The organism is Bradyrhizobium sp. A11 (assembly GCF_042077125.1).
Lineage (GTDB): Bacteria > Pseudomonadota > Alphaproteobacteria > Rhizobiales > Xanthobacteraceae > Bradyrhizobium > Bradyrhizobium japonicum_B.
Map to the genome: position 1 here is coordinate 1,122,874 of NZ_CP149509.1, position 24,997 is coordinate 1,147,870.

Consider the following 24,997-nt stretch of genomic DNA (forward strand, 5'->3'; position numbering starts at 1 on the left):
CGCCTTCGAAACCTTGGAGTGCTGCCTGTTTGTACAGGCGGCACCGAGCGCATTCCAACGGCTGCGATTTACAATCGATATAAACTGTAACCTGATGTCATTGACCGTCCGGGTCTTGCCACGTAACCATTTATGACGGGCGGGGGAACCTGCCCGCGACTTGAGCAAGTCAGCCAGCCAGCCGTTCGCGTTGCGAACGCACGCCAGCCAGCCAGAAGATTCAAAATTCTTGAAGTGAAGTGCAGGCTGGGGCTGATATGGCTGACGGGGCTAGGTATTCGCGCGCCCTGATTCTGGGCGCGTCGGTGGTTTCAATCGCGGCAGTGATGACGGAGAGCGGTCTCGCGCAGACTGCATCGCCGCAGGCCGAAAACGCGTCCTCCGAACGAGCGAAGCAGTCGAAGCGCAAGCCGGGGAAGCCGCAGGTTGCAGAGGCAACGCCTGACGTCCTCAATGCCCGCGCCCAGGCCGCCGGCACGGCACCCGTTCAGGTGCTCGACACCATCACGGCTGCGGCGACCAAGACGGAAGAGCGAGCCGTCGACGCATTGGCGCCCGTCAGTGTCGTCACGTCCGAGCAGATCGAAGCCCGCCAGGCCAGTACCGTCGGAGATCTCATCTACAACTTGCCCGGCGTCTGGGTCCAGAATCGCGGCGATGATCCGGCCACCTCGATCAACATCCGGGGTCTCCAGAATTTCGGCCGTGTTGCCGTCGTGGTCGACGGCGCGCGGCAGAACTACCAGCGCACCGGCCATTTCGCCAATGGTTCGTTCTTCCTCAATCCGGAACTGATCAGCGGCATCGATATCGTGCGCGGCCCGACCGCGAACATCTACGGCTCCGGCGCGATCGGCGGCGTGGCCTCGTTCCGCACCAAGGACATCGAGGACGTGGTCCGCGCGGGAGAGCGCTGGGGCGTCGACGTAAAGACCATCCTTGGCAGCAATTACGGACGTGCGCTCGGATCCGCCTTTGGCGGTGTTCATGTCAACCCCAATGTCGACGTATTCGCAGGGGGCACCTATTCGACTCAGGAGAGCTACAAGGACGGCACCGGCTACGAAGTCGCAAACACAGGCAATCGTCTGAGCAGCGGCATCGCCAAGCTGACGGTTCGTCCGGCCGACGGCCACGAAGTCAAGCTCGGGACCATCTTCCAGGAGGATATTTTCAGCGTAGGCCAGCCGCCGCGGCGTGCCGGCGATCCCAATTCGACCAATGCGAACGGCACCAATAACCTGAACGGCACGTCGGTCTACGCTTCCAACGTGAAGAACTACACAACCACGCTGGGATGGAAATACTCCCAGCCCGACGATCAGTGGTTCGACTGGGATGCCAAGATCTACTGGAATCGCACCGAGAACGACCAGATCAAGACCGGGCATACCAGCGCGACGCCATCGGTCTATTGTGGCGGCGTGCCCGGCAATGCCGTGTCCGGCTGCATCGGCAGCAACCGCGGATATCTGCTCGATACAATCGGTATCGACGTGCACAACACGACGCGCTTCGAAACGGGAAGCTGGCGACACGCGGTGACTTACGGCCTGGATGCGTTCCAGGACAAGGTGTCGTCTCGTGACAGGACCGGTACATCCGAGGTCACGACGCCGGGCGGTCAGCGCACAGTATCGGGCGGCTTCGTGCAGTGGAAGGCGAACTACACCTCGATGCTCGAGGTGATCGGTGCGCTCCGTTACGACAATTATCAGCTTTCCTCGGCGTCCTCGTCGTCGGGTGGGGATCGCCTCTCGCCGAAGATCACCGTTGCTCTCGTTCCGACCGCGGTCGTGACCCCCTATGCCAGCTACGCGGAAGGCTATCGAGCGCCCTCGATCACGGAGACGCTGGTGAGCGGGCCGCATGCCGGCGCGACGGTCAACGACTCGTTCTTCCGCTGTCCGTCGGGCACGCCGGGACCGGGGGCGGATTCGACCTTCTGCTTCGTACCGAACCCGAACCTGCGCCCCGAGGTCGGCAAGAACAAGGAGATCGGCTTCAACATCAAGAAGAATGATCTGTTCACGGCGGGCGACACGCTGCGCGGCAAGATCAACGTGTTCCGTAACGACATCAGCGACTTCATCGATCAGGTAGCCTACGGAAACCCGCTCGTGGTCCCGACCGGGCCGCCGCCCGCACCGTCCATTACGGTGCTTCCGTTCCTGCAGTACCAAAACGTGGCGTCCGCGCGCATTCAAGGCTTCGAGGCCGAGGCGATGTATGACGCGAACCTGTGGTTCTTCGGCCTCTCCGGGACCTATCAGACCGGAAAGAATCTCCAGACCGGGTTCGGGCTCTACAGCATTCCGCCGCAGAAGATCACGACGACGGCCGGCGTGCGTCTGCTCGACCGCACCCTCATCCTCTCGATGATGTGGACGTCGGCACTCGCCAACTACGACATCCCCAGGACCTACACGCCGGCGACGTCGTACGATCTCGTCAATCTTTACGCGCAGTATCACCCGACGCCCGATCTCACCCTCAACTTCTCTGTCGAGAACCTCTTCAACCGCTACTACCGGCCGTACGCCATTCCGGTGGGGAGCACGGGTGACACGCAGAACGACGTGAAGTGGGCGAGCGCCGGTGCCGGGCTCGTGATCAAGGGAGGCCTCAAATACCACTTTGGCGGCACCTGAGCTCTGCCGGGATGCCCTAGCCATCTCCGGAGCCACGCTGATGCGTCAGCGTGGCTTCGGTCCGTTCTGAAATATCCGATCGGCAATGCCGATTCAAAAGGCACAGGAGAGAAGTCCAATGTTCATTGCGATGAATCGTTTTCAGGTGAAGCCCGGCTCGGAGGCCGCTTTCGAGACCGTCTGGCGCACCCGGGAGTCCTATCTCGGCAGCATGGCGGGGTTCGTCGAATTCCATCTGCTCAAGGGACCCGTCGGCGAGGACTACACGCTGTACTCCTCGCATACCGTGTGGGTCGACAAGGCGGCTTTCGAGGCCTGGACGCGCTCGGAGGAATTCCGCCGTGCTCATGCGCGCGCCGACAACAAGACCGGCGAAAGCCTCTATCTCGGCCACCCCAAGTTTGAAGGGTTCGAGGTCATCATGACCGAGCGCAAGGCGAGCGCGGCGGCCTGAGGCGGCTGGTTGAGGAGGCCGGACATGCTAAGCACAGATCTTGCTGATCTCAGGGCGCATATGGCGGACAATCCCGGCGCGGTGATCGAGGACGTTGCGCGCGAGCGCAGCGTCACGCCGCGCGCGGTGATCGAGGCGCTGCCGCCGTCGATGGTTCGCATGGGGAGCGGCGAACATTTTGCCGCCGCCATGCAGGACATCGCGGAATGGGGCGAGGTCACCCTGATCGTCCACACCGATGATGCGATCTTCGAGTTCACCGGGACCGTTCCGAGGGGCGAGATTGGCCGTGGCTATTTCAACCTGATGCAGCCGAAGGGCCTGCACGGCCATCTCCGCCACGAGCGCTGCGCAGGCATCGCCTTTGTCGAACGGCCCTTCATGGGCAAGTCCTCGGCCTTCGTCGCGTTCGTCAACGTCGACGGCGGCATCATGTTCAAGGTCTTCGTCGGCCGCGACGAGACCCGGGCGTTGCGCGCGGATCAGCTGGCGCGCTTCCGGGGACTTGCTGACCGTATCGCGGCGAAGCCTTCGGCGTAACTTCCATCTGTCGGGAGATCAGGATGCAGGGCACTTCCAGGCTTCGGCACGTGATCCTCACAATCGCGCTGACGATCGCGCCGGCACCCGCCTTCGCGATCGACCAAGCGCTGTTGCCGCGCAATCTGTCCCCGTGGGGCATGTTCGTCGGCGCCGACATCATCGTGAAGATCGTGATGGTCGGGCTCGCTATCGCCTCGCTGGCGACATGGACGGTGTGGCTTGCCAAGACCATTGAGCTCCGCCGCAAGAGCGCTCTTGCCCTGCGGCGGACGCGCGCGCTCGAGGGCAACATGACTCTCGCCGAGGCATCCGCACGGGCCGGTGACGCAAGCGACGCCGTCGCCCAGCTGATCCAGTCCTGCGCCAGGGAGGCCGAACTCTCCGGCGGCGTGCTCGACGACGGCCTTCAGGAACGTGTCGCGCTGCGACTCGAAAGGGTCGAGGCGGCTATGTCCAGGCCGATCGCGCGCGGCACCGGCCTGCTGGCGACCATCGGTGCCATCGCGCCGTTCGTCGGCCTGTTCGGCACGGTCTGGGGCATCATGAACTCCTTCATCGGCATTTCCGAGAGCCATACCACCAGCCTCGCCGTGGTCGCGCCCGGCATCGCCGAGGCACTGCTCGCCACCGCACTCGGTCTCGTCGCGGCGATCCCGGCGGTCGTGATCTACAATCATCTCGTGCGCGGCATCGCCAATTACCGCGCCCTGCTCGGCGACGCCTCGGCGCAGCTCATACTGCTGGTCAGCCGCCAACGCGACCACAGAGAATTCCGATTGGCGCGGGCGGCGGAATAGAGCCATGGCTGCCAAGCTCGGTACGCACTCCGGATCGCCGCGCAGGCGCGGCGACCGTGACGATCTCGACGTCACCCATGAGATCAACGTCACGCCCTTCATCGACGTGATGCTGGTGCTGCTGATCATCTTCATGGTGGCCGCACCGCTCGCCACCGTCGACATCGGCGTCGATCTGCCTGCCACCGCGGCCGAGCCGGCGCCGCGGCCGGACAAGCCGGTCTTCGTCACCGTCAAGCCGGACCTGTCCGTCGCGGTCGGCGAGGATATCGTCGCCCGCGAGGCGCTCAGCACCTCGCTCGATGCCGCCACCAAAGGCCGCAAGGACGAGCGCATCTATCTGCGTGCCGACAAGGCCGTCTCCTATGGCGACCTGATGGAGGTGATGAACACCTTGCGCAATGCCGGCTATCTCAAGGTCGCGCTGGTCGGCCTCGACGGACGCAGCTGATGGCCGCGAACGCCTTTGCCCTGCACCAGCCGCTCGACGAGCGTGAAGCGGCGCGCTGGGGTCTCTCGGCGGCGGCAATTGTGACGTTGCATGTGGCTGCCGCGCTGCTTGCGATGACTTGGCAGAGGTCGCAACCGGAGCAGGGCGTCAGCCTGCCGGCGATCATGGTCGATATGGCGCCGCTGACCTCGGCGCCGCAATCGACGCAGGATGACGTCGCGCCGGGGCCGGTGATGCAGGAAGCCGACGCCTCGCCGCCCGAGCCAGTGCAGCAGCAGGCCGTCGAGGAGACCATCGCGCCGACACCGCCGCAGGAGAAGCCGGAGGTGATCGCGCCTCCGGAGCAGAAGCTGGAGCCGACCCCAGCAAAGCCTGAACCGGCAAAGATCGTGCCCGTCGAAAAACCAGCACTTGAAAAGCCGAAAGTGGTCCGCCGCGAGGCGAAGAAGCCGTCGGAGGCGATGCCTGCACCGCGAACCAGCGCTCCGCCGCGCGCCGAGCGTGAGGCGCCGATGGCATCGGCGCAGAGCGCCGGCGCGGTGGCCTCAGCCATTGCGTTCTACAATCAGCGGGTCCGCGCCCACTTGATGCGCTTCCACTCATACCCGTCCGCCGGGGGCGGCCAGCGCGGCGTGGCACGGCTGAGCTTCACCGTCAGCCGCAGCGGGCAGGTCACGTCCAGCCGCCTTGCCGGCTCGTCCGGCGTCGCTGCCTTCGACGCCCAGGCCATGTCGATGATCCGCCAGGCCTCGCCGTTTCCGCCGATCCCCGACGAGATCAAGAACGGGTCGATGAGCTTCACGATCCCGGTTCAGTTTACGGTGAGGTAGGGAGCCGTCACCACGAACTCAGTCGTCGTCCCAGACAAGCGCAGCGAAGCGGAGCGCTGATCCGGGACCCATAGCCACAGGGTCAAGTTTGACGAAGACCGTCACCACCATCTCGTGCCACAACTCCTCCCTGTGGTTATGGGTCCCTGCTGTCGCAGGGACGACGGCGGAGTTTGTGGCGGCTGAGAAGGCTCGATGCGCTACTTCGCCTTCAGGAAATCCGCGACTTCGAGCAGCACGAACTCGTTGTCGTCGGCCTTGTTGGGATCGCGGCTGGACGAGAACGGCAGGTTGTTGTCGTTGCCGACGATGATGTGGGTGTCGTCGACGCGATCGACGTTCTCGATGGTGAAGAACGGGAAGGTGTAGACGCCGTCGTTGAGTGGCTTGCGCGCCTTCTTGTCGGGATCCCTGATTTTCATCAGGTCGATATAGCCGATCTTGCGCACGGGCTTGCCGACATTGGCGTCGGTCAGGTCGATCTTGTAGACGCGCTTGAACTTGGCGAGATCCGGGAAGCAATTCTCGCCGCGGGTGCCCTGCGGACAGGCCTTGTCGGCCGTGCCTTCGCCGTTGTCGCGCTCGATGATTAGGCCCGAGGCCTGATCGATCATGTTGAAGTCGCCGATGGCATTGCCGTTCTGCTCGAACACATATTGCCAATAGCGGCCGGTGAACTTCTCCGCGGCGACGTCGAATTCGAGAATGCGGGCGGCTTCCTTGCCGTCGACCTTCTCCCAGTCCTTCTTCTCGGCATCCCACAGCGGTCCTTCGAGCAGGCCGTAGAGGAACTTGCCGTCTTTCGATGCGGCAAAGCCCTCATAACCCTTGGAGCGGCGGAGGTTGACGTTGGTGTAGGTCGCGCCCGGCGCGGCCGGCGTCGCGGCGGCCCAATTGTCCGGCGAGCGCACCGGCTTGCCGTCGGCAAATGTGTCGAACACACCGAGGACCTTGCCCGACTTGTCGGCCTTCAGAATGTAGGGGCCGAACTCGTCGCCGATCCAGAAGGTGTCGCCGATGATCTGGAAGCCTTCGGTGTCGAAATCGGAGCCGGTGAGATAGCGCTTCTGGCTATCCTCATGCACGATGCGGAAGGGCACCTTCTTGTCGGCATCGTGCAGGAAAATGGTCTCCAGCCGCTCGATCTTGCCTCCGGCCCAATCCATCTTGTAGCGGTTGAGGTACAGCATCGAGTCCGGCGAGTTGGCGCGGGCGCCCATGCCGTTGTCGGTGATGACCCAGAAGCTGCCGTCGGGCATGGTCTTGATGCCCGAATGCCCCTGGAGCGGCTGGCCCTTGAACGGCAGCGACACGCCGGTCGCCCGCTCATAGGATTTGCCCATGATGGTGCCGAGCGCCTCGACGCGCTTGCCCGTGGTGTATTTGCCTGCGGATTTGAGGTCGGCGGGTGCATCAGCCGGCGCGTCGATGAACGATTCGGCCGGCATCACCACGTGGCCGGCGAGCTTGGCCGGGAATTCGCCTTCGCTCTGGGCGAGCGCGGAGCTCGCGGTGAGAATGATCGTTGCGACGGTGCTGAGAAAAGTCGCGCGCATGTGCGTCTCCTGTTGGCGGACGCACGCCTTATGCGGACGGCACGTTGCAGTTTTGTGAAGCCGGGCCAAACGCCGCAGCTTGCTTCGCCTCTCCCCATCAAAATGAGGAGAGGGGACGAGAGATCGAGGCTACTCCTTCACCGCGCCGGTCAGCGACGACACGTAGTAATCCACGAACAACGAGTAGAAGATCGCAACCGGCAGCGAGCCGAGCAGCGAGCCCGCCATCAGCGCGCCCCACTGGTAGACGTCGCCGGTGACGAGCTCGGTGAGGATCGCAACCGGCACGGTCTTGTTGGCGCCGCTCTGGATGAAGGCGAGCGCATAGATGAACTCGTTCCAGGACAGCGTGAAGGAGAAGATGCCGGCCGAGATCAGCCCGGGCACCGCCAGCGGCAGCGTGATCCGGCGCAGGATCTGCAGCCGCGTCGCGCCGTCGACCAGCGCGCACTCCTCGAGCTCATAGGGGATCGACTTGAAATAGCCGATCAGGAGCCAGGTGCAGAACGGCACCAGGAAGGTCGGATAGACCAGGATCAACGCAAGAGGGCTGTCGAACAGGCCGAATTGCACCACGACGGTGGCCAGCGGAATGAACAGGATCGACGGCGGCACGAGATAGGCAAGGTAGATCCCGAGCCCGACATAGGGGCTGCCGCGGAAGCGCAGGCGCTCGATGGCATAAGCGGCGAGCGTCGATGCGACCAGGGACAGCGTGGTCGAGCCGATCGCGACCAGCATCGTCGTCTTCAGCCAGTGCGGATAGGCTGTGTCGAACAGAAGATGCTTGATGTGGGCGAGCGTCGGCGAGGAGATCCAGAACGGATTGTGCGCCTTGTAGTTCATCAGCTCCGCGTTCGGCTTGAACGAGGTGATCGCCATCCAGTAGAACGGGAACAGCAGGATCAGCACGAAGCAGCCGAGCGGCAAATAAATCATCATCAGCCGCCGCAGGCCGGAATCCCAGGCCATGGTGTCGGGCGCGGCTTTGGCGTCGGCGGTGCCGTTTTGCGCGACGGTATCAGTCATTGTCCTCTCCCTGCTGCCATTTGCGGCGCGCCAGGCCGAAATAGGAAAACAGCGTCGCGAACACCAGGAACGGGATCATCGACACCGCGATCGCCGCACCTTCGCCGAGCTCGCCGCCGGCGATGCCGCGCTGGAAGGCCAGCGTCGCCAGCAGATGCGTCGAGTTGCCGGGCCCGCCGCGGGTGATGGCGTAGACCAGCTGGAAGTCGGTGAAGGTGAAGATGATGGAGAAGGTCATGACGATGGCGAGGATCGGCATCATCATCGGGAAGGTGATGTAGCGGAATCGCTGCCAGGCGCTGGCCCCGTCGAGCATCGCAGCCTCGTAGAGCGAGGGCGAGATGGTCTGCAGCCCCGCCAGCAGCGAGATCGCGACGAAGGGAATGCCGCGCCAGATGTTGGCGGCGATCAGCGAGAAGCGCGCCGGCCAGGGCGAACCGAGGAAGTCGATATTGCTCGACCGCCAGTGCAGCACATCGACGAGCAGGTAGGAGATGATCGAGAATTGCGGATCGTAGATCCACCAGAACGCCAGCGCCGACAGCACGGTCGGCACGATCCAGGGCAGCAGGATGATCGCACGCAACAGGCTCTTGAACGGAAAATGGTTGTTGAGCAGCAGCGCGAGCCAGAAGCCGAGCGCGAACTTCCCGAAGGTCGCGATCCCGGTATAGACCACGCTGTAGAATACGGCATTCCACCACAGCGGATCGGTGAGCAGATACTGGAAATTCTCGAGGCCGACATAGATGCCGCGTCGGCCGATCGTGGTGTCGGTGAAGGCGAGCCAGATGCCAAGACCGAGCGGATAGGTCAGGAACACCGTGAGCAGCCCGATCGCGGGAGCAAGGCACATCACGATCAGGAACGGCTTGTAGTCGAACAGCCGCACCAGCCAGGAGGGCTGACGATGCGCCAGGGCGGAGGAGGAAAGTGTCGTCACGGACATCGGTGTCGGCGTCCTGTTCGATGCTGTCGCTACAATCGTCATTGCGAGCGAAGCAATCCAGTCTGTCTCGGAGTGATCGCCTGGATTGCTTCGTCGCAAGTTCTCCTCGCAATGACGAGGGCTCGGTCGTCGCGTTACCTCTGCCGCCGGAAGTACCGCTTGCAGCGCTGCTCGGCTTCCGCGGCCGCGGCCTCCGGGGTGGCCGCACCGGTCGCAACGGCCGAGCACATCTGAATCAGCACGTAGTCGGCACTCACCGCGCCCGTGGCCGTGGAGATCGGCCCCTTATAGCCGTCGTAGTAGGTGCTGTTCATCGTATCCTTGAAGATCGAGACCTTCGGATCGCCCTTCCAGACGGCGGCCTCGGCATAGGCGGCCAGTGGCTGCGACCAATAGCCGGAATTGGCATTGAGCCAGGGCTCGTATTGGTCTTTCTCCAGCATGAATTGCAGGAAGGCCTTCGCCGCATTGGGGTACTGGCTGTGCTTGAACAGCATGGCGTTCAGGGTGAGGCCCGCCATCGGCGAGACCTTGGCGAGGCCCTTCGGCAGCAGCTGGTGCTCGCTGTCGTCGGCGATTGCCTTGGTCGCCGGATCGTTCTTCAGCGAGAAATACAGCGAGACGCCGTTCGCGGTCAGGGAAATTTCCTGTGAGGAATAGGCGCGGTTGTTGCTGACGTCGTTCCACGACGTCGTGCCGGCGATGAAGGTCGGGTAGATCTGCTTGACCCAGTTCAGGGCGGCGATCGTCTCCTTGCTGTTGATAATGACGTTGCCCTCCTCGTCGAGCAGGGAGGCATTGTGTGACCACAGCGCCCAGTTCGCAAAGCCGTTGCCGTCGCCCTTGGCATTGCCCAGCGCGAAGCCGGCCGGCTTGCCGGCCTTGTGCAGCTTCTGGCAGAGGTCGAGGATCCCGGCATGGTCTTCCGGCACCTTATCGAAGCCGACCGATTGCAGGATCGACTTGCGGTAGATCAGGGGCCCCGCGGTGGCGCCGAACGGAAGCCCGATCCAGGCGTCGCTCTTGTTCTTCTTGCCGTAGCGCTGCGCCAGCGGCAGCCAGCCGCCATACCTCTTGCCGAGATAGTCCGCGACGTCGGTCAGCTCGACCAGCTTGTCGATGTAGATGTGGGGGGCGTCGGAGAAGCCGATGATGATGTCGGGGCCGGCGCCGGAGTTCGAGGTGACCGCGGTCTGCTGGTTGATGTCCTCCCAGCCGACGAAGTCGACCTTGACCTCGACCCCGGTCTCCTTGGTGAACTTCGCCGCATTGGCGCGGAACACGTCCTCGTCGGCCTGGACGAAGCGCACCGGGCGCAGCATGCGCAAGGACGCACCCTTCTCGATCTCGCGCTTGGGGGCCGCAACGTCGGCAGCCTTGATATTGGATGTTTGCGCTGCAGCACCGGTAGCGGCGAAGGTTGCAGCGGATAGGCCCAGCGCCAAGGCATCACGACGGGTGATGTCGTTCCTCATCAGTACCTCCCTATATGTTCCCCTTCCCGGCGTTGACCGCCGGTGAAGGGTCGTTTCGGTCCTTTGGCGCCTTTGCGCCGGCCGCCTAGCTGTTCGGCCCGCGATCCATGCTGACGGGTTGCCAGCGACGGAGCGTGGTGTTCTGCAGCACCGACGGATTGACGCAGCTTACCGGCCACATGCCCTGCAACACCAGTGACAATTCGTAGCCCACCCGGCGCTTGCGCGCCTCGTCAAACCGTGCCGAGGCCGAGGCGACGTGGGCGGTCAGGGTCACGTTCTCCATGCCGAGCAGGGGATTGTTGTGCGACGGCGGTTCCTTCTCCAGCACGTCGAGCGCGGCGTGCGCGATCCAGCCCTCCTGCAGCGCCTTGATCAGGCTCTCCTCGTCCACGGTGGCGCCGCGCCCGGTGTTGATGAAGATCGAGCCCTTCTTCATCTGCCGGAAGTGCTTCTCGGTCAGCATGTGATGCACTTCGGGCCTTGCCGGAGCATGCATCGAGACGAAGTCGGATTGCGACAGCACCTCGTTCAGCGTCGCGGGGATCACGCCATGGTCGTACATCAGCGTTTCCTGGATGAAGGGATCGTAGGCCATCATGCGCAGGCCGAACGGCGCTGCGCGCTTGGCGACTGCACGCGCGACGCGCCCGAACGAAACGAAGCCGAGCGTCTGGCCCATCAGGCGCGGGACCTTGAGCAGCGCCGGCCGGCCTTCGGCCCAGCGGCCGTCGCGCACCATGCGGTCCTGCTCGACCAAGCGGCGGAAGCCGGCGAGCAGCAGCATCATGGCGTGGTCGGCGACCTCCTCGATGAAGGTGTCGGGAATGTTGGTCACCGGGATTCCGCGGGCGGTGGCGGCCTTGACGTCGACGCTGTCGACGCCGACCGAGCCGAGGGTGATGACCTTGCAAGTGTCCAGAGCGTCGATGATCGACTTGGTGATGGGAATGCCCTTGGCATAGATCGCGTCGGCATTCTTCGCGGCGGCGATGAATCCGGCCTCGTCGGCGGGCGCCTCGACGATCTCGGCATCGATTGGATCGAGCGCCTCGCGCTCATAGGAATAATCGCTGCCCGCGACCGTGAAGCTGGCGCCCTTCGGCGTCACCACCCTGTATTTCGGCATCTTCTCGCTCCCGATTTGGTTTGTCGGTTCTTGTTGTGACCCGCCTCCGCGGCGGGCCTTTGCGTCTTTTACGCGAAATCGGAGCGTGTGCGTACAATCCCCGGTTGTTGGCTTGGAGATAAGTTGCCGGATTTCGTGGCCGCGTCCGGGCTTCTACGGAGCCGTGTAAGTAACTTGCTAAGGGGTGTCCTACTAAAGGTTGATTCAAATCAAAGAGATTTGCGGTGTGTCCGCGCCATCCGAGGGGCCCTATGGTGAAGTTGAGCAATCTGAAGATCGCATCGAAGCTGGGCATCCTCGTCGCCGTCGCCATGCTCGGCCTGTGCGTCGCGGGGGCATTGGCAGGCTATTTGATGCAGCAGCAACTGCTCGAGGCCCGTTTCGAGCAGACCAAGGCCATGGTCGAAATGTCGCGCAACATGGCGCTGGGTCTGCAGAAGCAGGTCGATGCCGGGCAGCTGACCAAGGAAGCCGCCGTCGCGGAGTTCGTTCGCCGCGGCGCCTCGATGACCTATGACAAGGGATCGGGCTACATATTTGCCTATACGATGGATGGCGTCGCCGTCCTGACGCCCGACCCGAAGCAGTTCGGCTCCAACCGGCTCGATATCGAGACCAACGGCCGCAAGCTGACGCGCGAGCTGCGTGACGGCATCGCCGCCAAGGGCGACGTCACGCTGCGCTATGAATATTACCGGCCCGGCGAGAAGCAAGTCACCCGCAAGCTGTCCTACGCTGTGGCGATTCCAGGCTGGAATATGTTCGTCGGCACCGGGGTGTATCTCGACGACCTCGATGCCAAGCTGGCGCCCGTGGCCTGGCTGCTCGGCCTCTCCCTGCTCGGCATCATGGTCGTGGCTGGTGGCGTCGCCTGGCTGATCGGTCGCAGCATCAGCCGTCCGCTGAGCGTCCTCGGCGCCCGCATGAAGGACCTCGCCGACGGCAAGCTCGAAGGCGACATTCCCGGCGTCGGCCGCGGCGACGAGGTCGGCGCAATGGCCGCGACCGTCCAGATCTTCAAGACCAATGCGGAGAAGATTCGCGAGCTCGAGCAGACCGAGGCGGCCGCGCAGCAGCGCGCCGCGGCGGAACGTCGCCATGCGATGGAAGAGCTGGCCGACGACTTCGAACGCAGCGTCAACGGCATCGTCCGCTCGGTCTCCTCGGCCGCGGCCGGCATGCAGACGACGGCGCAGTCGATGACCGCGACCGCCAGCGACGCCTCCTCGCGTGCGGCGACGGTCGGCGCTGCCTCGCAGAAGGCCTCCGGCAATGTCGGCACGGTCGCCGCCGCCGCCGAGGAGCTCTCAAGCTCGGTGGCGGAGATCTCGCGCCAGGTGACGCGCTCGACCGAAGTTGCGAGCCGCGCCGTCAGCGACGCCGAGCGCACCAACGCCACGGTGCAGGAGCTCTCCACCGGCGCCGAGAAAATCGGCGAGGTGGTCAAGCTCATTCACTCGATCGCGGCGCAGACCAACCTGCTCGCGCTCAACGCCACCATCGAGGCGGCACGCGCCGGCGAGTCCGGCCGCGGCTTCGCCGTGGTCGCCTCCGAGGTCAAGGCGCTCGCCAACCAGACCGCCAAGGCCACCGAGGAGATCTCGGCCCAGGTTGCGGCGATGCAGACCTCGACCAGCGATGCGGTGGTCGCGATCGGCGGCATCACGCAGACGATCGCGGAAATGAGCGAGATCACCGCGGGCATCTCCGCCTCGATCGAGCAGCAGGGCGAGGCCACTCGCGAGATCGCCCGCAACATCCAGTCGGTCGCGGCCGGATCGGGCGAGATCAACGCCCATATCGGCAGCGTCACCTCGGCCGCGGAAGCGACCGGCGCGGCGGCAGGCGATGTGCTCACCAACGCCCGCGAGCTGGACACCCAGTCCGGCGCGCTGCGAAGCGCGGTGGACGGCTTCCTCGCCAAGGTGCGCGCGGCGTAAATTCTTGCGCTGAGTTCGTAAGGTGGGCAAAGACGCGAAGCGTCGTGCCCACCTTTTCTTTTTGAGTTCGGTGCACTCTCGGTGGGCACGCTTCGCCTTGCCCTCCCTACGAGACCGGCCTACTGCTTCTCGATCTTCGCGTTCGTGATCAGCTTGTCCCACAGCACGAGCTGATCCTTTACGAACGCCTCGAGCTGTTCCGGCGTGCCGGAGAAGGCGTCCATGCCGAGCGTGGCGAGCTTGGCCTTGATCTCCGGATTCTCGATGATCTTCCTGATTTCCGCGTTGAGCCGCGTCACGATCTCCTTGGGCAGGCCGGCCGGGCCGAAATAGCCCTGCCAGGACGAGATGTCGAAGTCCGGCACGCCGGCCTCCTGCATCGAGGGCAGATGCGGCACCAGGGGCGAACGGTCCTTGGTGGTGACGGCGAGCGCACGCAGCGCGTTGCCGTTGACATGCGGCAGACCGGTCAGGATGTCGACGAACATCATCGAGACGCGTCCGCCCATGACGTCGTTGAGCGCCGGCGGCGAGCTCTTGTAGGGCACATGCAGGAGGTCGAGCCCGGCATTGTGCGCAAAGGTGGCGCCCGAGACGATCGCCGAGGACGATCCCGAGGCGTAGCTCAGCTTGCCCGGATTGGCCTTGCCATAGGCGACGAGCTCGGCGACCGTCTTGGCCGGCACCTCCGGATTGACCACCAGCATGAAGGGCAGATCGCCGGTGCGCGCGATCGGCGTGAAGTCCTTGACGGGATCGTAGGTGAGGCTCTTGAGCAGATAGGGATTGGCCGAATGCGTGGTGTTGGTGGTCACCAACAGCGTGTAGCCGTCGGGGGCGGCCTTCGCGACATATGTCGCCGCGAGCATGCCGTTGGCGCCCGCCTTGTTCTCAATCACGATGCCGACGCCGAGCGCCTGCGACAGATGCTGCGAGATCAGTCGTGTCGTGGTGTCGGTGCCGCTGCCGGCCGCGAACGGCAGCACCAGCGTGATGTTGCGGCTCGGATAATTGTCGGCCTGGGCCGTGGAGGCGGTGGCGAAGCACAATGCGGCCGCAGCCACGGCGCGCAAGTTTCGAATCAGCCCTGAAATCATCTTGAGACGTTCCCTCTTTTTGGTTGTGGGGAACCTAGCTGCTCGAAGGGCAAAGTGGAAGATGCGTCAGCGCACGTATTCTCGTGCCCCGGGGCGCAGCACAGCACGCAGTGATACGCCGCTGAACCGCGTCCGCCGTGCGGAATTACTTGCCGGCCGACCCTTGCCGCGAGGCGATCACGACGCCGGCGAGCACCAGGGCGTAGCCGATCAAGTGGAACGGCTGCAGTTTTTCGCCGAGCAGCAGGATCGCCATCGCCGAGCCGAATACCGGCACCAGATGGAAGAACGGCGCAGCCCGGTTCGGCCCGATCAGCGCCACGCCGCGGTTGAAGAACAGATAGGCCAGCGTCGAGGGAAAGATCAGGATGTAGCCCAGCGTCGCCAGCGTGATCCCGTCGAGTTGCAGGACGCGGCCGCTTGCCGCCTCCCAGATCGCCGTCGGCAGCAGCATCGTCGCCCCGCAGCAGGTGGTGAAAGACAGGAAGGACAGCTGATGGATCTTCGGCCGCCGCGGGATGAAGGCAGAGTAGATCCCGAACGCCACCAGCGAGGAGGCGAACATGATGTCGCCCCTGTTGAAGCTGATGCCGGCCAGCGCAGCGAGATCGCCGCGCAGGATGATGATCAGTACGCCAACGAGCGAAATCGCGATGCCGGCGAATTGCGCACCCGTCAGCCGCACGCCGAACAGCACCAGCGACCACAGCGCCACGAACAGGGGACCTGCCGACTGGATCAGCAGGGCGTTCAGCGCCTCCGTATATTGCATCGCCCAGTACGAGATCGCGTTGTTGTAGGCGAAGCCCACCAGCGACAGGAACAGCATCAAGGGCAGGCTGCTGCGCAAGGCAGGCCAGTCCCGCTTCAGATGCGGCCAGGCGAACGGCAGCAGGATCAGGAACACGCCGAACCAGCGGATCGTGGTCACCGTCAGCGGAGGCACATGCGCGCCGACATGACGCGCGAGCACGATGTTGCCGGCCCAGAACAGCGAGCTCAGGCTGAGCAGCAGATAAGGCTGGTTGTTGAGCCAACCGGCCGGATTGGAGGCCTTTGGCGCGGGCGAAGCGATCGTCATTGGCGTTGCATAGGAGCTTGCGCCGGATCGGCGTCGTGGCACAAGTCACGAGGTCGCAATGCTACAATGCAGGCATGGTCGGGGAGGTGCCCTTGGCGGTCAACATGTTGAACATCGAAGGCCTGGAGCGGCTCGATCCGCAGGCGCCGGTGGTGATGCTGAACCTGATGCGTTTCCACGCGCGCTCGCGCGACGGCGACGGATCCGGCTGGGACGCTTATTTGCGCTACAGCGCCATCACGGTGCCGATGATCAAGGCGCGCGGCGGCACGCTGCTCTGGACGGGCGAGGCCAAGGCGGTCGCACTCGGTCCGCACGCCGGCAACGGCTGGGATTTCGTCGCACTGGTCCATTATCCGACCGTCGCGGCTTTCCTGGACATGATGACGTCGGAGGCCTACGAGCGCGAGGCCGATCCACATCGCGTCAACGGCTGCGCCGAGCACGTCATCATCGCGACCAGCGAAGCCTACAGCAAGTTCAAGATGAAATAGTGCGACGCCTACCCCGCCTGCTTCCGCGACGCCACGAACACGCCCGACAGCACCAGCGCAAAGCCGATGAAATGGAATGCCTGCGGGTGCTCGCCGAGGAACGCCATCGCCATGATCGAGCCGAACACCGGCACGACGTGGAAGAACGGCGCGGCGCGGTTGGCGCCGATCAGGCGCACGCCGCGGTTGAAGCAGAGATAGGCGAGCGTCGAGGGGAACACCGCGACGTAGAACAGCGTCAGCAGGTTCGGCCCGTCGAGCTTCATCACGGGCCGCGCGGACAATTCCCAGATCTCCAGCGGAACGAGGCAGGCGGCGCCGACCCCGAAGGTGAAGGCGAGGAACGACAGGCCGTGCATCGGCGGCCGCTTCAGCGTCAGCACCGAATACAGCGCGAAGATGACGAGCGCGACGATGAAGATGAGGTCGCCCTCGTTGAAATCGATGTTCGACAGCGTGGTGAAATCGCCGTGCAGCAGGATCGTGAGCACGCCGCACATCGACAGCAGCACGCCGAACGCCTGTGCCGCGGTGAGGCGGATGCCGAGGATGGCGAGGGACCACAGCGCCACGATCAGCGGCGCGGCCGACTGCAGCAGCAGCGTGTTGAGAGCCTGGGTGTGCTCCAGCGCCCAATATTGCAGGGTGTTGAAGGCGCCGATGCCGGTGATCGAGAGCGTGACCATCAGGCCGAGCTTGCCGCGGATGGCCGGCCAGTCCTGGGCCAGATGCTTCCAGGCGAACGGCAGCACCAGCAGGAAGGCAAAGAACCAGCGCAGGAACGACAGCGTGACCGGCGGGATGTGGCCGGCGGCGAGCCGCCCGACGATGGCATTGCCGGCCCAGCACAAGGCGGTGATGCTGAGCAGCAGGTAAGGCTGGTTGGCGATCCAGCTGTGACCGGACTTTTCCGCGCTCGTGGTCTGACCGGTGGCGGACATTGTGATTGGTATGGCCCCCGCGTCATGCACCGGGGCCCGGCCCGATGGCGGGCCGCTTCGTCGCCCGGCCAGTCTCAAAGACACGGAAATGCCCCGAATATCAATGGGGCTGGTGCATCACGCCCATGCACTTCATTGCGGGGAACCCGGTCCTCCGGCCCGGCAGAGAGGCGAAGCCACGCGCGCCCCTAAATTCGGCGTAACCTGTTGACTTAGAACAACCTCAACTTCCGGGCGCCCCGCTAGCGTCTCGGTATCGGCCGGATCCTCACGGCCAGCAATCGAAGCGAGACGTCGGTCGCGTGGCTTTCGCGCGAGCCGCATGGCAGTGGTATGGTCGAGCAAACAATCTTCCTGCGGCAGCCCAAGGGCCGGACCTCCATCGCGGCGCTGTGGTCGGGATTCCTCGCTCACAAATGGTTCATCCTCCTCGTGGTCGTGCTGCTTGGACTTGGCGTCTGGCAGAGCGTCCGCATGCTCCTGGGGCCGACGATCGTTGTCGATCAGGTCAGGCAGGGCCGGCTGGTTGAGACGGTGGTGGCGAGCGGCCATGTCGAAACGCCTTACCGGGTCGAGATCGGCAGCCAGATCACCGCCACCGTGCAGGAGGTGCTGGTGCGGGCAGGCGAACGGGTCAGCAAGGGCCAGCCGTTGATCTCGCTGGAGGCACGCGAATTGAAGGCGGCCGTCGTCCAGTCGGAAGGCGCGGTGGCGCAGGCCGAGGCGCGCATCAGACAACTCGAGGAACTGACACTGCCCTCCGCCAAGGAGGCATTGGCCCAGGCGCGGGCCACGCTGCTCAATGCCCAGCAGACTTATGACCGCACCGCCCAGCTCGAACGCAACGGCTATGCGACCCGTGCCGCACTCGATGATGCCCAGAAGACGCTGGACGTTGCACGCGCCGCAATGCGTGCCGCGCAATTCCAGGTCTATACCGCGAGCCCGGGCGGCAGCGATTACGTGATGGCGCAGACGCAGGCGAACCAGGCGCGCGCCAATCTCGATACGGCCGAGTCCCGGCTCGGCTATGCAACGATTACCGCACCGCGCGACGGCGTCCTGATCACGCGCAATGTCGAGCGCGGCACGGTGGTGCAGCCCGGCAAGACCCTGCTGGTGCTGGCGCCGGACGGAGACGTGCAGCTCGTGCTGCAGATCGATGAGCGCAATCTCGGCAAGATCGCTCTCGGGCAGAACGCGCTCGCCTCGGCCGACGCCTATCCGGACCGGAGGTTTGCCTCCACCATCAGCTATATCAATCCTGGCATCGACATTTCGCGCGCCTCGGTCGAGGTGAAGCTGACGGTCGCCGACCCTCCGGACCATCTGCGCCAGGACATGACGGTCTCGGTCGACATCGAGATTGCCGCCCGGGACGATGCGCTGATCCTGCCCTTGCGCTCGGTGCATGACGCGCTGTCCAGCAAGCCCTGGGTGCTCGGAATCAAGGACGGTCGCGCCAGTCAGCGGGCGGTCAAGCTCGGGCTGCGCGGCAACAGCCATGTCGAGATTACCGAAGGTGTCGCCGCCGGCGATGTCGCGATTCCTCAGAGCTCCGGCGTTCTGGCCGGCCAGCGTCTCCGGCCCGTCCTGCAATGAACCACTGGCTGCCGATCGAATGGACCATGGCGGTCCGGTTCCTGCGCGAGGGCCGGCTCCAGACCATCTTCATCGTTGGCGGCATATCGATCGGCGTCGGCGTCATCGTGTTCATGTCGGCGATGCTTGCCGGACTTCAGGCGAATTTCATCAAGCGCGTACTGACCTCCCAGCCCCAGATCCAGCTGCTCGCGCCCGATCAGATCGCGCGCCCTCTGCGTAACGGAGCAGGCGAGATCGAGGACGCAGTGGTGCAGCGTCCGAGCCAGCGGGTGCTCTCGATCGATCAATGGCCGAAGATCAGAGCACAGATGCAGGCAATGCCCGAGGTCGTCACGGCCGCGCCGACCATCCTCGGCTCGGTGCTTGCGGTCCGGGGCGATGCCAGCCGATCGGTCAGCCTGTCGGGTGTCGAACCAGACTCCTATTTCAGGATCGTCAAGGTGCCGGACTATATCGTCGCCGGCGAGCCCCGACTCACCAGCGAGGACGTCATCATCGGGATCGAGCTCGCAAAGGAGCTGGGCGCCACCGTTGGCGACAAGCTCAACATCCGCGCCGCCTCCGGAGCAACCCGCGTCCTGACGATCTCCGGCCTCGTCGATCTCGGCAACAAGGGCGTCAACCAGCGGGTATGTTACGTCGCCCTGCGGACCGCACAATCCTTGCTGGGGATGATCGGCGGTGTCACCACCATCGATCTGACGGTCAATGACATCTATGCGGCTGAGCAAATCGCTCAGCGCATCCAGGCAGCCAACGTGGTCGAGGCCGACAGCTGGATCAAGACCAATGCGCAGTTCTTCGCCGCCGTGCAGGCCCAGCAGAACTCCAACACGCTCATCCGCCTCTTCGTCGGTCTCTCCGTCGCATTCGGCATCGCAGCCGTGCTGATCGTGTCGGTGATCCAACGCTCGAAGGATATCGGCATCTTGCGTGCGATGGGCACGACGCGCGGCCAGATCTTGCGGGTCTTCCTGGTTCAGGGCGGGCTGCTCGGCTTCGTCGGTTCGCTGCTCGGGGCGGCGATGGGCGCGTTCGCGCTGGTCTATTGGCACTCGGTCGCGCGTCAGGCCGACGGTAGCGAGCTGTTTCCCCTGGTCCTGGAGCGCAGCCTGTTCGTTTATACGACGCTGCTGGCCACCGCCACCGGTCTCCTCGCCGCGATGGCGCCGGCGGTGCGGGCCGCTAAACTCGATCCGGTGGTGGCGATCCGTGGCTGACCAGATCCTCCGTCTCGAGAGCGTGTGCAAGACCTACAACGTCGGGCTGCTGACCGAAACCGAGGTGCTGCACGACATCGACCTCGAGCTCGATCACGGCGAGTTTCTCGCCCTCATAGGTCCGTCCGGCTCCGGCAAGAGTACGCTGCTCAACATCGTCGGGCTGCTCGACCGGCCGACCTCGGGCCGCCTGCTGATCAAGAGCCAAGACACCGCAGCTCTCGACGATGCCGAGATCACCCGCCTGCGCGGCCGGACCATCGGCTTCGTCTTTCAGTATCATCTGCTGATCTCGGCGTTCACGGCGCGGGAAAACGTCATGATGCCGATGCTGGTGGATCGCGGCTTCCCGTCTGCGGACGTCGAGGCGCGAGCCAACCGGCTGCTGGCTCAGGTCGGGCTGGAGAAGTTGGCCGGCAATCTCGCCAACAACATGTCCGGCGGCCAGCAGCAGCGCGTCGCGGTGGCTCGTGCGCTCGCCATGAACCCCGATCTCGTGCTGGCCGACGAGCCGACCGGAAATCTCGACACGAGCTCGGCCGAAGCCGTGTTCAGGCTGATGCGGCAGGTCAACCGCGACAGCGGTACGAGCTTCCTTCTGGTGACCCACAATATGGACTTGGCGCGGCGCTGCGACCGGATCATCGAAGTGATCGACGGCCGCATTCGGGCCTGAGGTCCCGGCAGGGCGGATTTTTCGGGGATATCAAAGGCTTGGGTCGGGCGTTGGGCCGCGAAAAAGCCTCGTTCTTGCTTGCCTAGAGGAGCTGCTTCCTTTATCCGGTGGGCTGCCTTGCGTGCGGGCGGCTGCGGCCGCCGAGAGGGCTGGGCGCAGGCATGATCCCGGAAGAGTGGGCACCGGTTTTCCGCGAGGATCATGCCTCCTAAGGACAGATTGAACAGGGATTACCCGCGAATGGCCAATGTTGTCGTCGTCGGCGCCCAGTGGGGCGACGAAGGGAAGGGCAAGATCGTCGACTGGTTGTCTGAGCAGGCGGACATCGTCGTCCGCTTCCAGGGCGGCCATAACGCCGGCCACACGCTGGTCATCAACGGCAAGACCTACAAGCTCGCGCTCCTGCCCTCGGGCGTGCTGCGCGAGGGCAAGCTGTCGGTGATCGGCAATGGCGTGGTGTTCGACCCCTCTGCCTTTCTCGACGAGGTCACCAAGCTGCGCTCGCAGGGCGTCGCGGTCTCTCCGGACAACCTGCGGGTGGCCGAGAACGTCACCCTGATCCTGCCGCTGCACCGCGAGCTCGACGCGCACCGCGAATCCGCCAATGCTGCGACCGCGATCGGCACCACCCGCCGCGGCATCGGCCCGGCTTATGAGGACAAGGTCGGCCGTCGCGCCATTCGCCTGATGGACCTCGCCGACCTCGACACGCTCCCGCACAAGATCGACCGGCTGCTGGCCCACCACAATGCGCTCCGCCGCGGCCTCAATCTGCCGGAGTTCGACGGCAAGCAGATCCTGAAGGAATTGAGCGCGCTGGCGCCGCAATTGCTGCCCTACGCCGAGACGGTGTGGCGGCTGCTCGACATCAGGCGCCGCGAAGGCAAGCGCATGCTGTTCGAGGGCGCGCAAGGCGCGCTGCTCGACGTCGACCACGGCACCTACCCTTACGTCACCTCGTCCAACACGGTGGCGGCGCAGGCCGCGACCGGTGCCGGCGTTGGGCCGGGCGCTGTCGGCTACGTGCTCGGCCTGTGCAAGGCCTATACGACCCGCGTCGGGCAGGGCCCGTTCCCGACCGAGCAGGACAACGAGATCGGCCGCAAGATCGGCGAGCGCGGCCGCGAGTTCGGCACCAATACCGGCCGTCCGCGCCGCTGCGGCTGGTTCGACGCCGTGCTGGTCCGGCAGGCGGTCCGGACCTGCGGCATCAACGGCCTCGCGCTGACCAAGCTCGACATCCTCGACGGCTTCGACACCATCGAGGTCTGCACTGGCTACAGGCTCGACGGCAAGGAGATCGACCATTTTCCGGCCGGCGAGGGCGCCCAGGCCCGGGTCGAGCCGATCTACGAGACCATCGAGGGCTGGAAGGAGCCGACCGCGAGTGCGCGGTCCTGGGCCGACCTGCCGGCCCAGGCCATCAAATACGTCCGGCGGATCGAGGAATTGGTGGGGTGCCCGGTCGCACTGCTTTCCACCAGCCCCGAACGCGAAGATACTATTCTCGTGCAAAACCCGTTTGAGGCTTAACGATCTCTTACCAGGACGCGCGTATAGTTGAGTAGAAATGGCTGATTACTATCCGCTGATCGCCCGCGCTATTGCCGCCCTGGACCCCAATGCTCCCGGCGAAAGCCGTCGCGCGCTCTATGAGCGGGCGCGTACGGCGCTGATCGCGCAGCTGCGCAGCGTGCAGCCGCCGCTCTCCGAATCCGAGATCACCCGCGAAAGGTTGTCGCTGGAGGAAGCCGTCCGCAAGGTCGAATCGGAGGCGGCCCAGCGCGCCCGCGAGGCTTCGCGCCCCGGTGGCGGCGGGCGCAGCGGCGGCAGCGGAGACGCCTTTCGCCGCGCCAGCACGAGAGCCGCTGAAGGCAACGCGGCTGCGGGCTCGCCGGCTCCGCCGCGGACGCGCCCGGCTCCGCCGCCGCGGGCCGACCGTCCGTCCGCCAATGTCGATGACCAGGGCGATGCCCAGCGCCCGGCGCGCGCTCCGCGTTTCGACGCCTCGCGCCAAGCCGGACCGGCCGCGCCGCCAGCGATGCCGGAGCCGCCGGCGGCTGGACGCGATCGCGCCGGTCCCCGCCGTCCGCCCGATCTCGGAGCGCCGGCCTCGCCGCCGCCCGCCCCGGGCGTGCGTGGATTCCGCGACATCACGGCCGATGCCAATGATCTCGGCGGTGCGGCCGCGCAGGCCAGCCGCGCCGCGCGCCGCACCTACGCCAACGTCCCCTCGCCCTCGCCGGAATTCGACCGGCTCGAGCCGAGCCTGGAAAACCGCGCCGGCGAGCAGGACGCGCCCTATTCCTACGACGAGTCGATCGAGGAGGCCGAGCGCTACGCGCCGCAGCCGCCTTCGCCGCGTCCGCGCATCGCGCCCGAGCGCGACGCCAAGAAGCGCGTCCGCACCGGCTCCGCCTTCCCGTTCAAGAGCGCGATCGCCGTCGGCATCGTGCTGATTCTGGTCGGTGCCGGCATCCTCTGGGGCAAGCCGCTGCTCCAGATCGCGACCAACCTGTTCAAGTCCTCGCCGACCCAGGTGGTGGAGACGCCGAGCACTGCCTCGCAGCCGCAGACCAAGCCGAAGATTCCCGATCGCGTCGGCCAGCCCTCGGCGAGCGACCAGCCGGTCGCGCCGGTGGCGCAGAAGGTCGTGCTCTATGACGAGGATCCGTCCGATCCGAAGGGCAAGCAATATGTCGGCTCGGTGGTTTGGCGGCTGGAGCCGATCAAGGCCTCCGGCAACCAGAAGGCCGATGTCGCCGTGCGCGCCGACATCGAGATTCCCGACCGCAAGTTCAAGATGACGATGTCGTTCCGCCGCAACACCGACTCCTCGCTGCCGGCGAGCCACACGGCCGAGCTGACCTTCATCCTGCCGCCGGACTTTCCGGGCGGCAGCGTCTCCAACGTGCCGGGCATCCTGATGAAGTCGAATGAGCAGGCGCGCGGCACGCCGCTCGCAGGGCTTGCGGTCAAGGTCACCGAAGGCTTCTTCCTGGTCGGCCTGTCCAACGTCGACGCCGACCGCGCCCGCAACGTCCAGCTCCTGAAGGAGCGTTCGTGGTTCGACGTGCCGCTGGTCTATGCCAACCAGCGCCGCGCCATCATCGCGATCGAGAAGGGCGCCCCGGGCGAGCGCGCCTTCAACGACGCCTTCGCGCAGTGGGGCGATTAGGTCGAGCCAATCCCTCTTCCGTCATTCCGGGGCGCGGCAGCGCGAACCCGGAATCCATTTCCCAGCATGCCGCGCAGCACGATGGATTCCGGGCTCGACGCTGACGCGTCGCCCCGGAATGACGACTGCAGCTACTGCGCCGCCGCTTCCCGCTTGCGCGAGGCGACCGCCTCGCGGTCCATCACGGCGCGGCAGCCGGAGCTGACCTGCGCCTTGTTCCGCACCATGCAGGCCCTGACCCGCGGGATGTCCGGGATTTCACTGGAGCACAGCCGCATCGCATCGCCGGTGCACAGCTGCTGCGCTTCGGACGAGAAGGCGAGGCTGGGCGAGGTCTGGAGCGCGATGGCGGCGGTTGCGACGGCCAACAGCGAAGCGGTGGTCTTAAACAGCGAAGCGATGGTTTGAGTGCGTGTCATGCAGAATGGATCCCCGAATCCTTAGGCTTGAGCCACTTGGTTTTGGGGCGCCGCACGCGACTTGATCTGCCGCATGTCACAGCCTTCACGCCGGGAGCTCGCTCCCGCATGTGGTCGCTCGATTTCTTGATTGCTCGAATCGAAAAGTGCTGCGCCGCCCGAGCGAAGTATGCGCCATTGCCACCAGCCTGCAATGGTCAGCGCAAAGGAATTCGCAATTGTTGCACGCGAGTCACGTCGCGCGCGATCAGATCAGCCGATCGGAGGATGCGCTCGCTTGTTCCACATCGCTCGCGCCGAGCGCGGCGGCGTGTTCCTCGACGGCGGTGACGCCTTTGGCGGTGAGCTCGAACAGGTCACCGTCCTTCATCACGTAGCCGTCGGCGATCAATTGCCCCATCTTGCCTTGCCGGTCGTCGGCGAAGGCAACGGACTGGCTGATGTCCCGCAGGATTGAGAGTTCTTCGTCGTGCAACATGGCT

Annotated in this window: 23 protein-coding genes; 13 read left to right on the forward strand and 10 right to left on the reverse strand. The window is 64.9% G+C overall.

Going from position 1 to position 24,997, the window contains the following annotated elements; translation table 11 throughout:
• Positions 1–257: 257 nt before the first annotated feature.
• From WI560_RS05200 to WI560_RS05225, 6 genes are all read left to right on the forward strand, one after another.
• The gene (locus WI560_RS05200; RefSeq protein ID WP_375308778.1) at positions 258–2,651 is read left to right on the forward strand and encodes a TonB-dependent hemoglobin/transferrin/lactoferrin family receptor; all 2,394 of its coding nucleotides are present in this window, start codon (positions 258–260) and stop codon (positions 2,649–2,651) included.
• A gap of 118 nt (positions 2,652–2,769) precedes the next feature.
• A complete protein-coding gene (locus tag WI560_RS05205) occupies positions 2,770–3,105 on the forward strand; it encodes an antibiotic biosynthesis monooxygenase family protein (protein WP_375307139.1) in 336 nt (111 codons plus the stop codon).
• Positions 3,106–3,129: 24 nt separating this feature from the next.
• Positions 3,130–3,645, forward strand: a complete 516-nt coding sequence (gene hutX / locus WI560_RS05210) for a heme utilization cystosolic carrier protein HutX (RefSeq protein WP_375307140.1) — start codon at positions 3,130–3,132, stop codon at positions 3,643–3,645.
• A gap of 23 nt (positions 3,646–3,668) precedes the next feature.
• Positions 3,669–4,445, forward strand: coding sequence for a tonB-system energizer ExbB (exbB, locus tag WI560_RS05215; protein ID WP_375307141.1), 777 nt, complete (start codon positions 3,669–3,671; stop codon positions 4,443–4,445).
• 4 nt (positions 4,446–4,449) lie between these two features.
• A complete protein-coding gene (gene exbD, locus WI560_RS05220; RefSeq protein WP_375307142.1) occupies positions 4,450–4,896 on the forward strand; it encodes a TonB system transport protein ExbD in 447 nt (148 codons plus the stop codon).
• Positions 4,896–5,726: a TonB family protein gene (locus WI560_RS05225; protein ID WP_375307143.1), complete on the forward strand. Its 831-nt coding sequence runs from the start codon at positions 4,896–4,898 to the stop codon at positions 5,724–5,726. Before exbD ends, WI560_RS05225 begins: the two co-directional genes overlap by 1 nt.
• A gap of 200 nt (positions 5,727–5,926) precedes the next feature.
• Here WI560_RS05225 and WI560_RS05230 read toward each other — a convergent pair whose 3' ends face one another.
• The 5 genes from WI560_RS05230 to WI560_RS05250 form a co-directional block, all read right to left on the reverse strand.
• On the reverse strand, positions 5,927–7,282 hold the full coding sequence (locus tag WI560_RS05230; RefSeq protein WP_375307144.1) for an esterase-like activity of phytase family protein: 1,356 nt from the start codon (positions 7,280–7,282) through the stop codon (positions 5,927–5,929).
• Between the two features lie 129 nt (positions 7,283–7,411).
• The gene (locus tag WI560_RS05235) at positions 7,412–8,311 is read right to left on the reverse strand and encodes a carbohydrate ABC transporter permease (protein ID WP_373568113.1); all 900 of its coding nucleotides are present in this window, start codon (positions 8,309–8,311) and stop codon (positions 7,412–7,414) included.
• Entirely contained in the window at positions 8,304–9,260 is a 957-nt protein-coding gene (locus WI560_RS05240) for a carbohydrate ABC transporter permease (RefSeq protein ID WP_257193018.1), read from the reverse strand. Before WI560_RS05240 ends, WI560_RS05235 begins: the two co-directional genes overlap by 8 nt.
• Positions 9,261–9,394: 134 nt before the next feature.
• Positions 9,395–10,735, reverse strand: coding sequence for an ABC transporter substrate-binding protein (locus WI560_RS05245; RefSeq protein ID WP_375307145.1), 1,341 nt, complete (start codon positions 10,733–10,735; stop codon positions 9,395–9,397).
• A gap of 85 nt (positions 10,736–10,820) precedes the next feature.
• On the reverse strand, positions 10,821–11,864 hold the full coding sequence (locus tag WI560_RS05250; protein ID WP_028138323.1) for a C-terminal binding protein: 1,044 nt from the start codon (positions 11,862–11,864) through the stop codon (positions 10,821–10,823).
• Between the two features lie 254 nt (positions 11,865–12,118).
• On the opposite strand from WI560_RS05250, the gene WI560_RS05255 reads away from it, so the two are divergent.
• Positions 12,119–13,804, forward strand: coding sequence for a methyl-accepting chemotaxis protein (locus tag WI560_RS05255; RefSeq protein WP_257180842.1), 1,686 nt, complete (start codon positions 12,119–12,121; stop codon positions 13,802–13,804).
• A gap of 119 nt (positions 13,805–13,923) precedes the next feature.
• Here WI560_RS05255 and WI560_RS05260 read toward each other — a convergent pair whose 3' ends face one another.
• Both WI560_RS05260 and WI560_RS05265 read right to left on the reverse strand, forming a co-directional pair.
• Positions 13,924–14,901, reverse strand: coding sequence for a tripartite tricarboxylate transporter substrate binding protein (locus WI560_RS05260; protein ID WP_028138321.1), 978 nt, complete (start codon positions 14,899–14,901; stop codon positions 13,924–13,926).
• Between the two features lie 145 nt (positions 14,902–15,046).
• On the reverse strand, positions 15,047–15,982 hold the full coding sequence (locus WI560_RS05265) for a DMT family transporter (RefSeq protein ID WP_375307146.1): 936 nt from the start codon (positions 15,980–15,982) through the stop codon (positions 15,047–15,049).
• 104 nt (positions 15,983–16,086) lie between these two features.
• Here WI560_RS05265 and WI560_RS05270 point away from each other — a divergent pair, with 104 nt between their 5' ends.
• Positions 16,087–16,476: a DUF1330 domain-containing protein gene (locus WI560_RS05270; RefSeq protein ID WP_375307147.1), complete on the forward strand. Its 390-nt coding sequence runs from the start codon at positions 16,087–16,089 to the stop codon at positions 16,474–16,476.
• Between the two features lie 8 nt (positions 16,477–16,484).
• Here the strand turns inward: WI560_RS05270 and WI560_RS05275 are convergent, their stop codons facing one another.
• Positions 16,485–17,417, reverse strand: coding sequence for a DMT family transporter (locus WI560_RS05275; protein ID WP_375307148.1), 933 nt, complete (start codon positions 17,415–17,417; stop codon positions 16,485–16,487).
• A gap of 333 nt (positions 17,418–17,750) precedes the next feature.
• On the opposite strand from WI560_RS05275, the gene WI560_RS05280 reads away from it, so the two are divergent.
• The 5 genes from WI560_RS05280 (at position 17,751) to WI560_RS05300 (ending at position 24,096) form a co-directional block, all read left to right on the forward strand.
• On the forward strand, positions 17,751–19,019 hold the full coding sequence (locus WI560_RS05280) for an efflux RND transporter periplasmic adaptor subunit (RefSeq protein ID WP_375307149.1): 1,269 nt from the start codon (positions 17,751–17,753) through the stop codon (positions 19,017–19,019).
• Positions 19,016–20,242 (forward strand): ABC transporter permease, encoded by a 1,227-nt coding sequence (locus tag WI560_RS05285; RefSeq protein WP_375307150.1) that lies wholly within the window; start codon positions 19,016–19,018, stop codon positions 20,240–20,242. Before WI560_RS05280 ends, WI560_RS05285 begins: the two co-directional genes overlap by 4 nt.
• A complete protein-coding gene (locus WI560_RS05290; protein ID WP_375307151.1) occupies positions 20,235–20,918 on the forward strand; it encodes an ABC transporter ATP-binding protein in 684 nt (227 codons plus the stop codon). The genes WI560_RS05285 and WI560_RS05290 overlap by 8 nt, the downstream gene beginning before the upstream one ends.
• Before the next feature lie 240 nt (positions 20,919–21,158).
• On the forward strand, positions 21,159–22,451 hold the full coding sequence (locus WI560_RS05295; RefSeq protein WP_375307152.1) for an adenylosuccinate synthase: 1,293 nt from the start codon (positions 21,159–21,161) through the stop codon (positions 22,449–22,451).
• 37 nt (positions 22,452–22,488) lie between these two features.
• On the forward strand, positions 22,489–24,096 hold the full coding sequence (locus WI560_RS05300) for a hypothetical protein (protein WP_375307153.1): 1,608 nt from the start codon (positions 22,489–22,491) through the stop codon (positions 24,094–24,096).
• Between the two features lie 131 nt (positions 24,097–24,227).
• On the opposite strand, the gene WI560_RS05305 is transcribed toward WI560_RS05300, so the two are convergent.
• Both WI560_RS05305 and WI560_RS05310 read right to left on the reverse strand, forming a co-directional pair.
• Positions 24,228–24,515, reverse strand: coding sequence for a hypothetical protein (locus WI560_RS05305; protein WP_375307154.1), 288 nt, complete (start codon positions 24,513–24,515; stop codon positions 24,228–24,230).
• A 247-nt stretch (positions 24,516–24,762) separates the two neighbouring features.
• Positions 24,763–24,993 carry a hypothetical protein gene (locus WI560_RS05310; protein ID WP_257176805.1) on the reverse strand — a complete coding sequence of 77 codons (231 nt, stop codon included), beginning with the start codon at positions 24,991–24,993 and terminating at the stop codon, positions 24,763–24,765.
• Positions 24,994–24,997: the final 4 nt, after the last annotated feature.

Coding starts and splice junctions, on each gene's coding strand:
- WI560_RS05235 (WP_373568113.1), bottom strand. CDS start 8,311: ATGACTGATACCGTCGCGCAAAACGGCACCGCCGACGCCAAAGCCGCG.
- WI560_RS05240 (WP_257193018.1), bottom strand. CDS start 9,260: ATGTCCGTGACGACACTTTCCTCCTCCGCCCTGGCGCATCGTCAGCCC.
- WI560_RS05265 (WP_375307146.1), bottom strand. CDS start 15,982: ATGACGATCGCTTCGCCCGCGCCAAAGGCCTCCAATCCGGCCGGTTGG.
- WI560_RS05305 (WP_375307154.1), bottom strand. CDS start 24,515: ATGACACGCACTCAAACCATCGCTTCGCTGTTTAAGACCACCGCTTCG.
- WI560_RS05310 (WP_257176805.1), bottom strand. CDS start 24,993: ATGTTGCACGACGAAGAACTCTCAATCCTGCGGGACATCAGCCAGTCC.
- WI560_RS05205 (WP_375307139.1), top strand. CDS start 2,770: ATGTTCATTGCGATGAATCGTTTTCAGGTGAAGCCCGGCTCGGAGGCC.
- WI560_RS05295 (WP_375307152.1), top strand. CDS start 21,159: ATGGCCAATGTTGTCGTCGTCGGCGCCCAGTGGGGCGACGAAGGGAAG.
- WI560_RS05225 (WP_375307143.1), top strand. CDS start 4,896: ATGGCCGCGAACGCCTTTGCCCTGCACCAGCCGCTCGACGAGCGTGAA.
- WI560_RS05250 (WP_028138323.1), bottom strand. CDS start 11,864: ATGCCGAAATACAGGGTGGTGACGCCGAAGGGCGCCAGCTTCACGGTC.
- WI560_RS05280 (WP_375307149.1), top strand. CDS start 17,751: ATGGTCGAGCAAACAATCTTCCTGCGGCAGCCCAAGGGCCGGACCTCC.
- hutX (WP_375307140.1), top strand. CDS start 3,130: ATGCTAAGCACAGATCTTGCTGATCTCAGGGCGCATATGGCGGACAAT.
- exbB (WP_375307141.1), top strand. CDS start 3,669: ATGCAGGGCACTTCCAGGCTTCGGCACGTGATCCTCACAATCGCGCTG.
- WI560_RS05260 (WP_028138321.1), bottom strand. CDS start 14,901: ATGATTTCAGGGCTGATTCGAAACTTGCGCGCCGTGGCTGCGGCCGCA.
- WI560_RS05230 (WP_375307144.1), bottom strand. CDS start 7,282: ATGCGCGCGACTTTTCTCAGCACCGTCGCAACGATCATTCTCACCGCG.
- WI560_RS05200 (WP_375308778.1), top strand. CDS start 258: ATGGCTGACGGGGCTAGGTATTCGCGCGCCCTGATTCTGGGCGCGTCG.
- WI560_RS05285 (WP_375307150.1), top strand. CDS start 19,016: ATGAACCACTGGCTGCCGATCGAATGGACCATGGCGGTCCGGTTCCTG.
- WI560_RS05275 (WP_375307148.1), bottom strand. CDS start 17,417: ATGTCCGCCACCGGTCAGACCACGAGCGCGGAAAAGTCCGGTCACAGC.
- exbD (WP_375307142.1), top strand. CDS start 4,450: ATGGCTGCCAAGCTCGGTACGCACTCCGGATCGCCGCGCAGGCGCGGC.
- WI560_RS05300 (WP_375307153.1), top strand. CDS start 22,489: ATGGCTGATTACTATCCGCTGATCGCCCGCGCTATTGCCGCCCTGGAC.
- WI560_RS05245 (WP_375307145.1), bottom strand. CDS start 10,735: ATGAGGAACGACATCACCCGTCGTGATGCCTTGGCGCTGGGCCTATCC.
- WI560_RS05270 (WP_375307147.1), top strand. CDS start 16,087: ATGTTGAACATCGAAGGCCTGGAGCGGCTCGATCCGCAGGCGCCGGTG.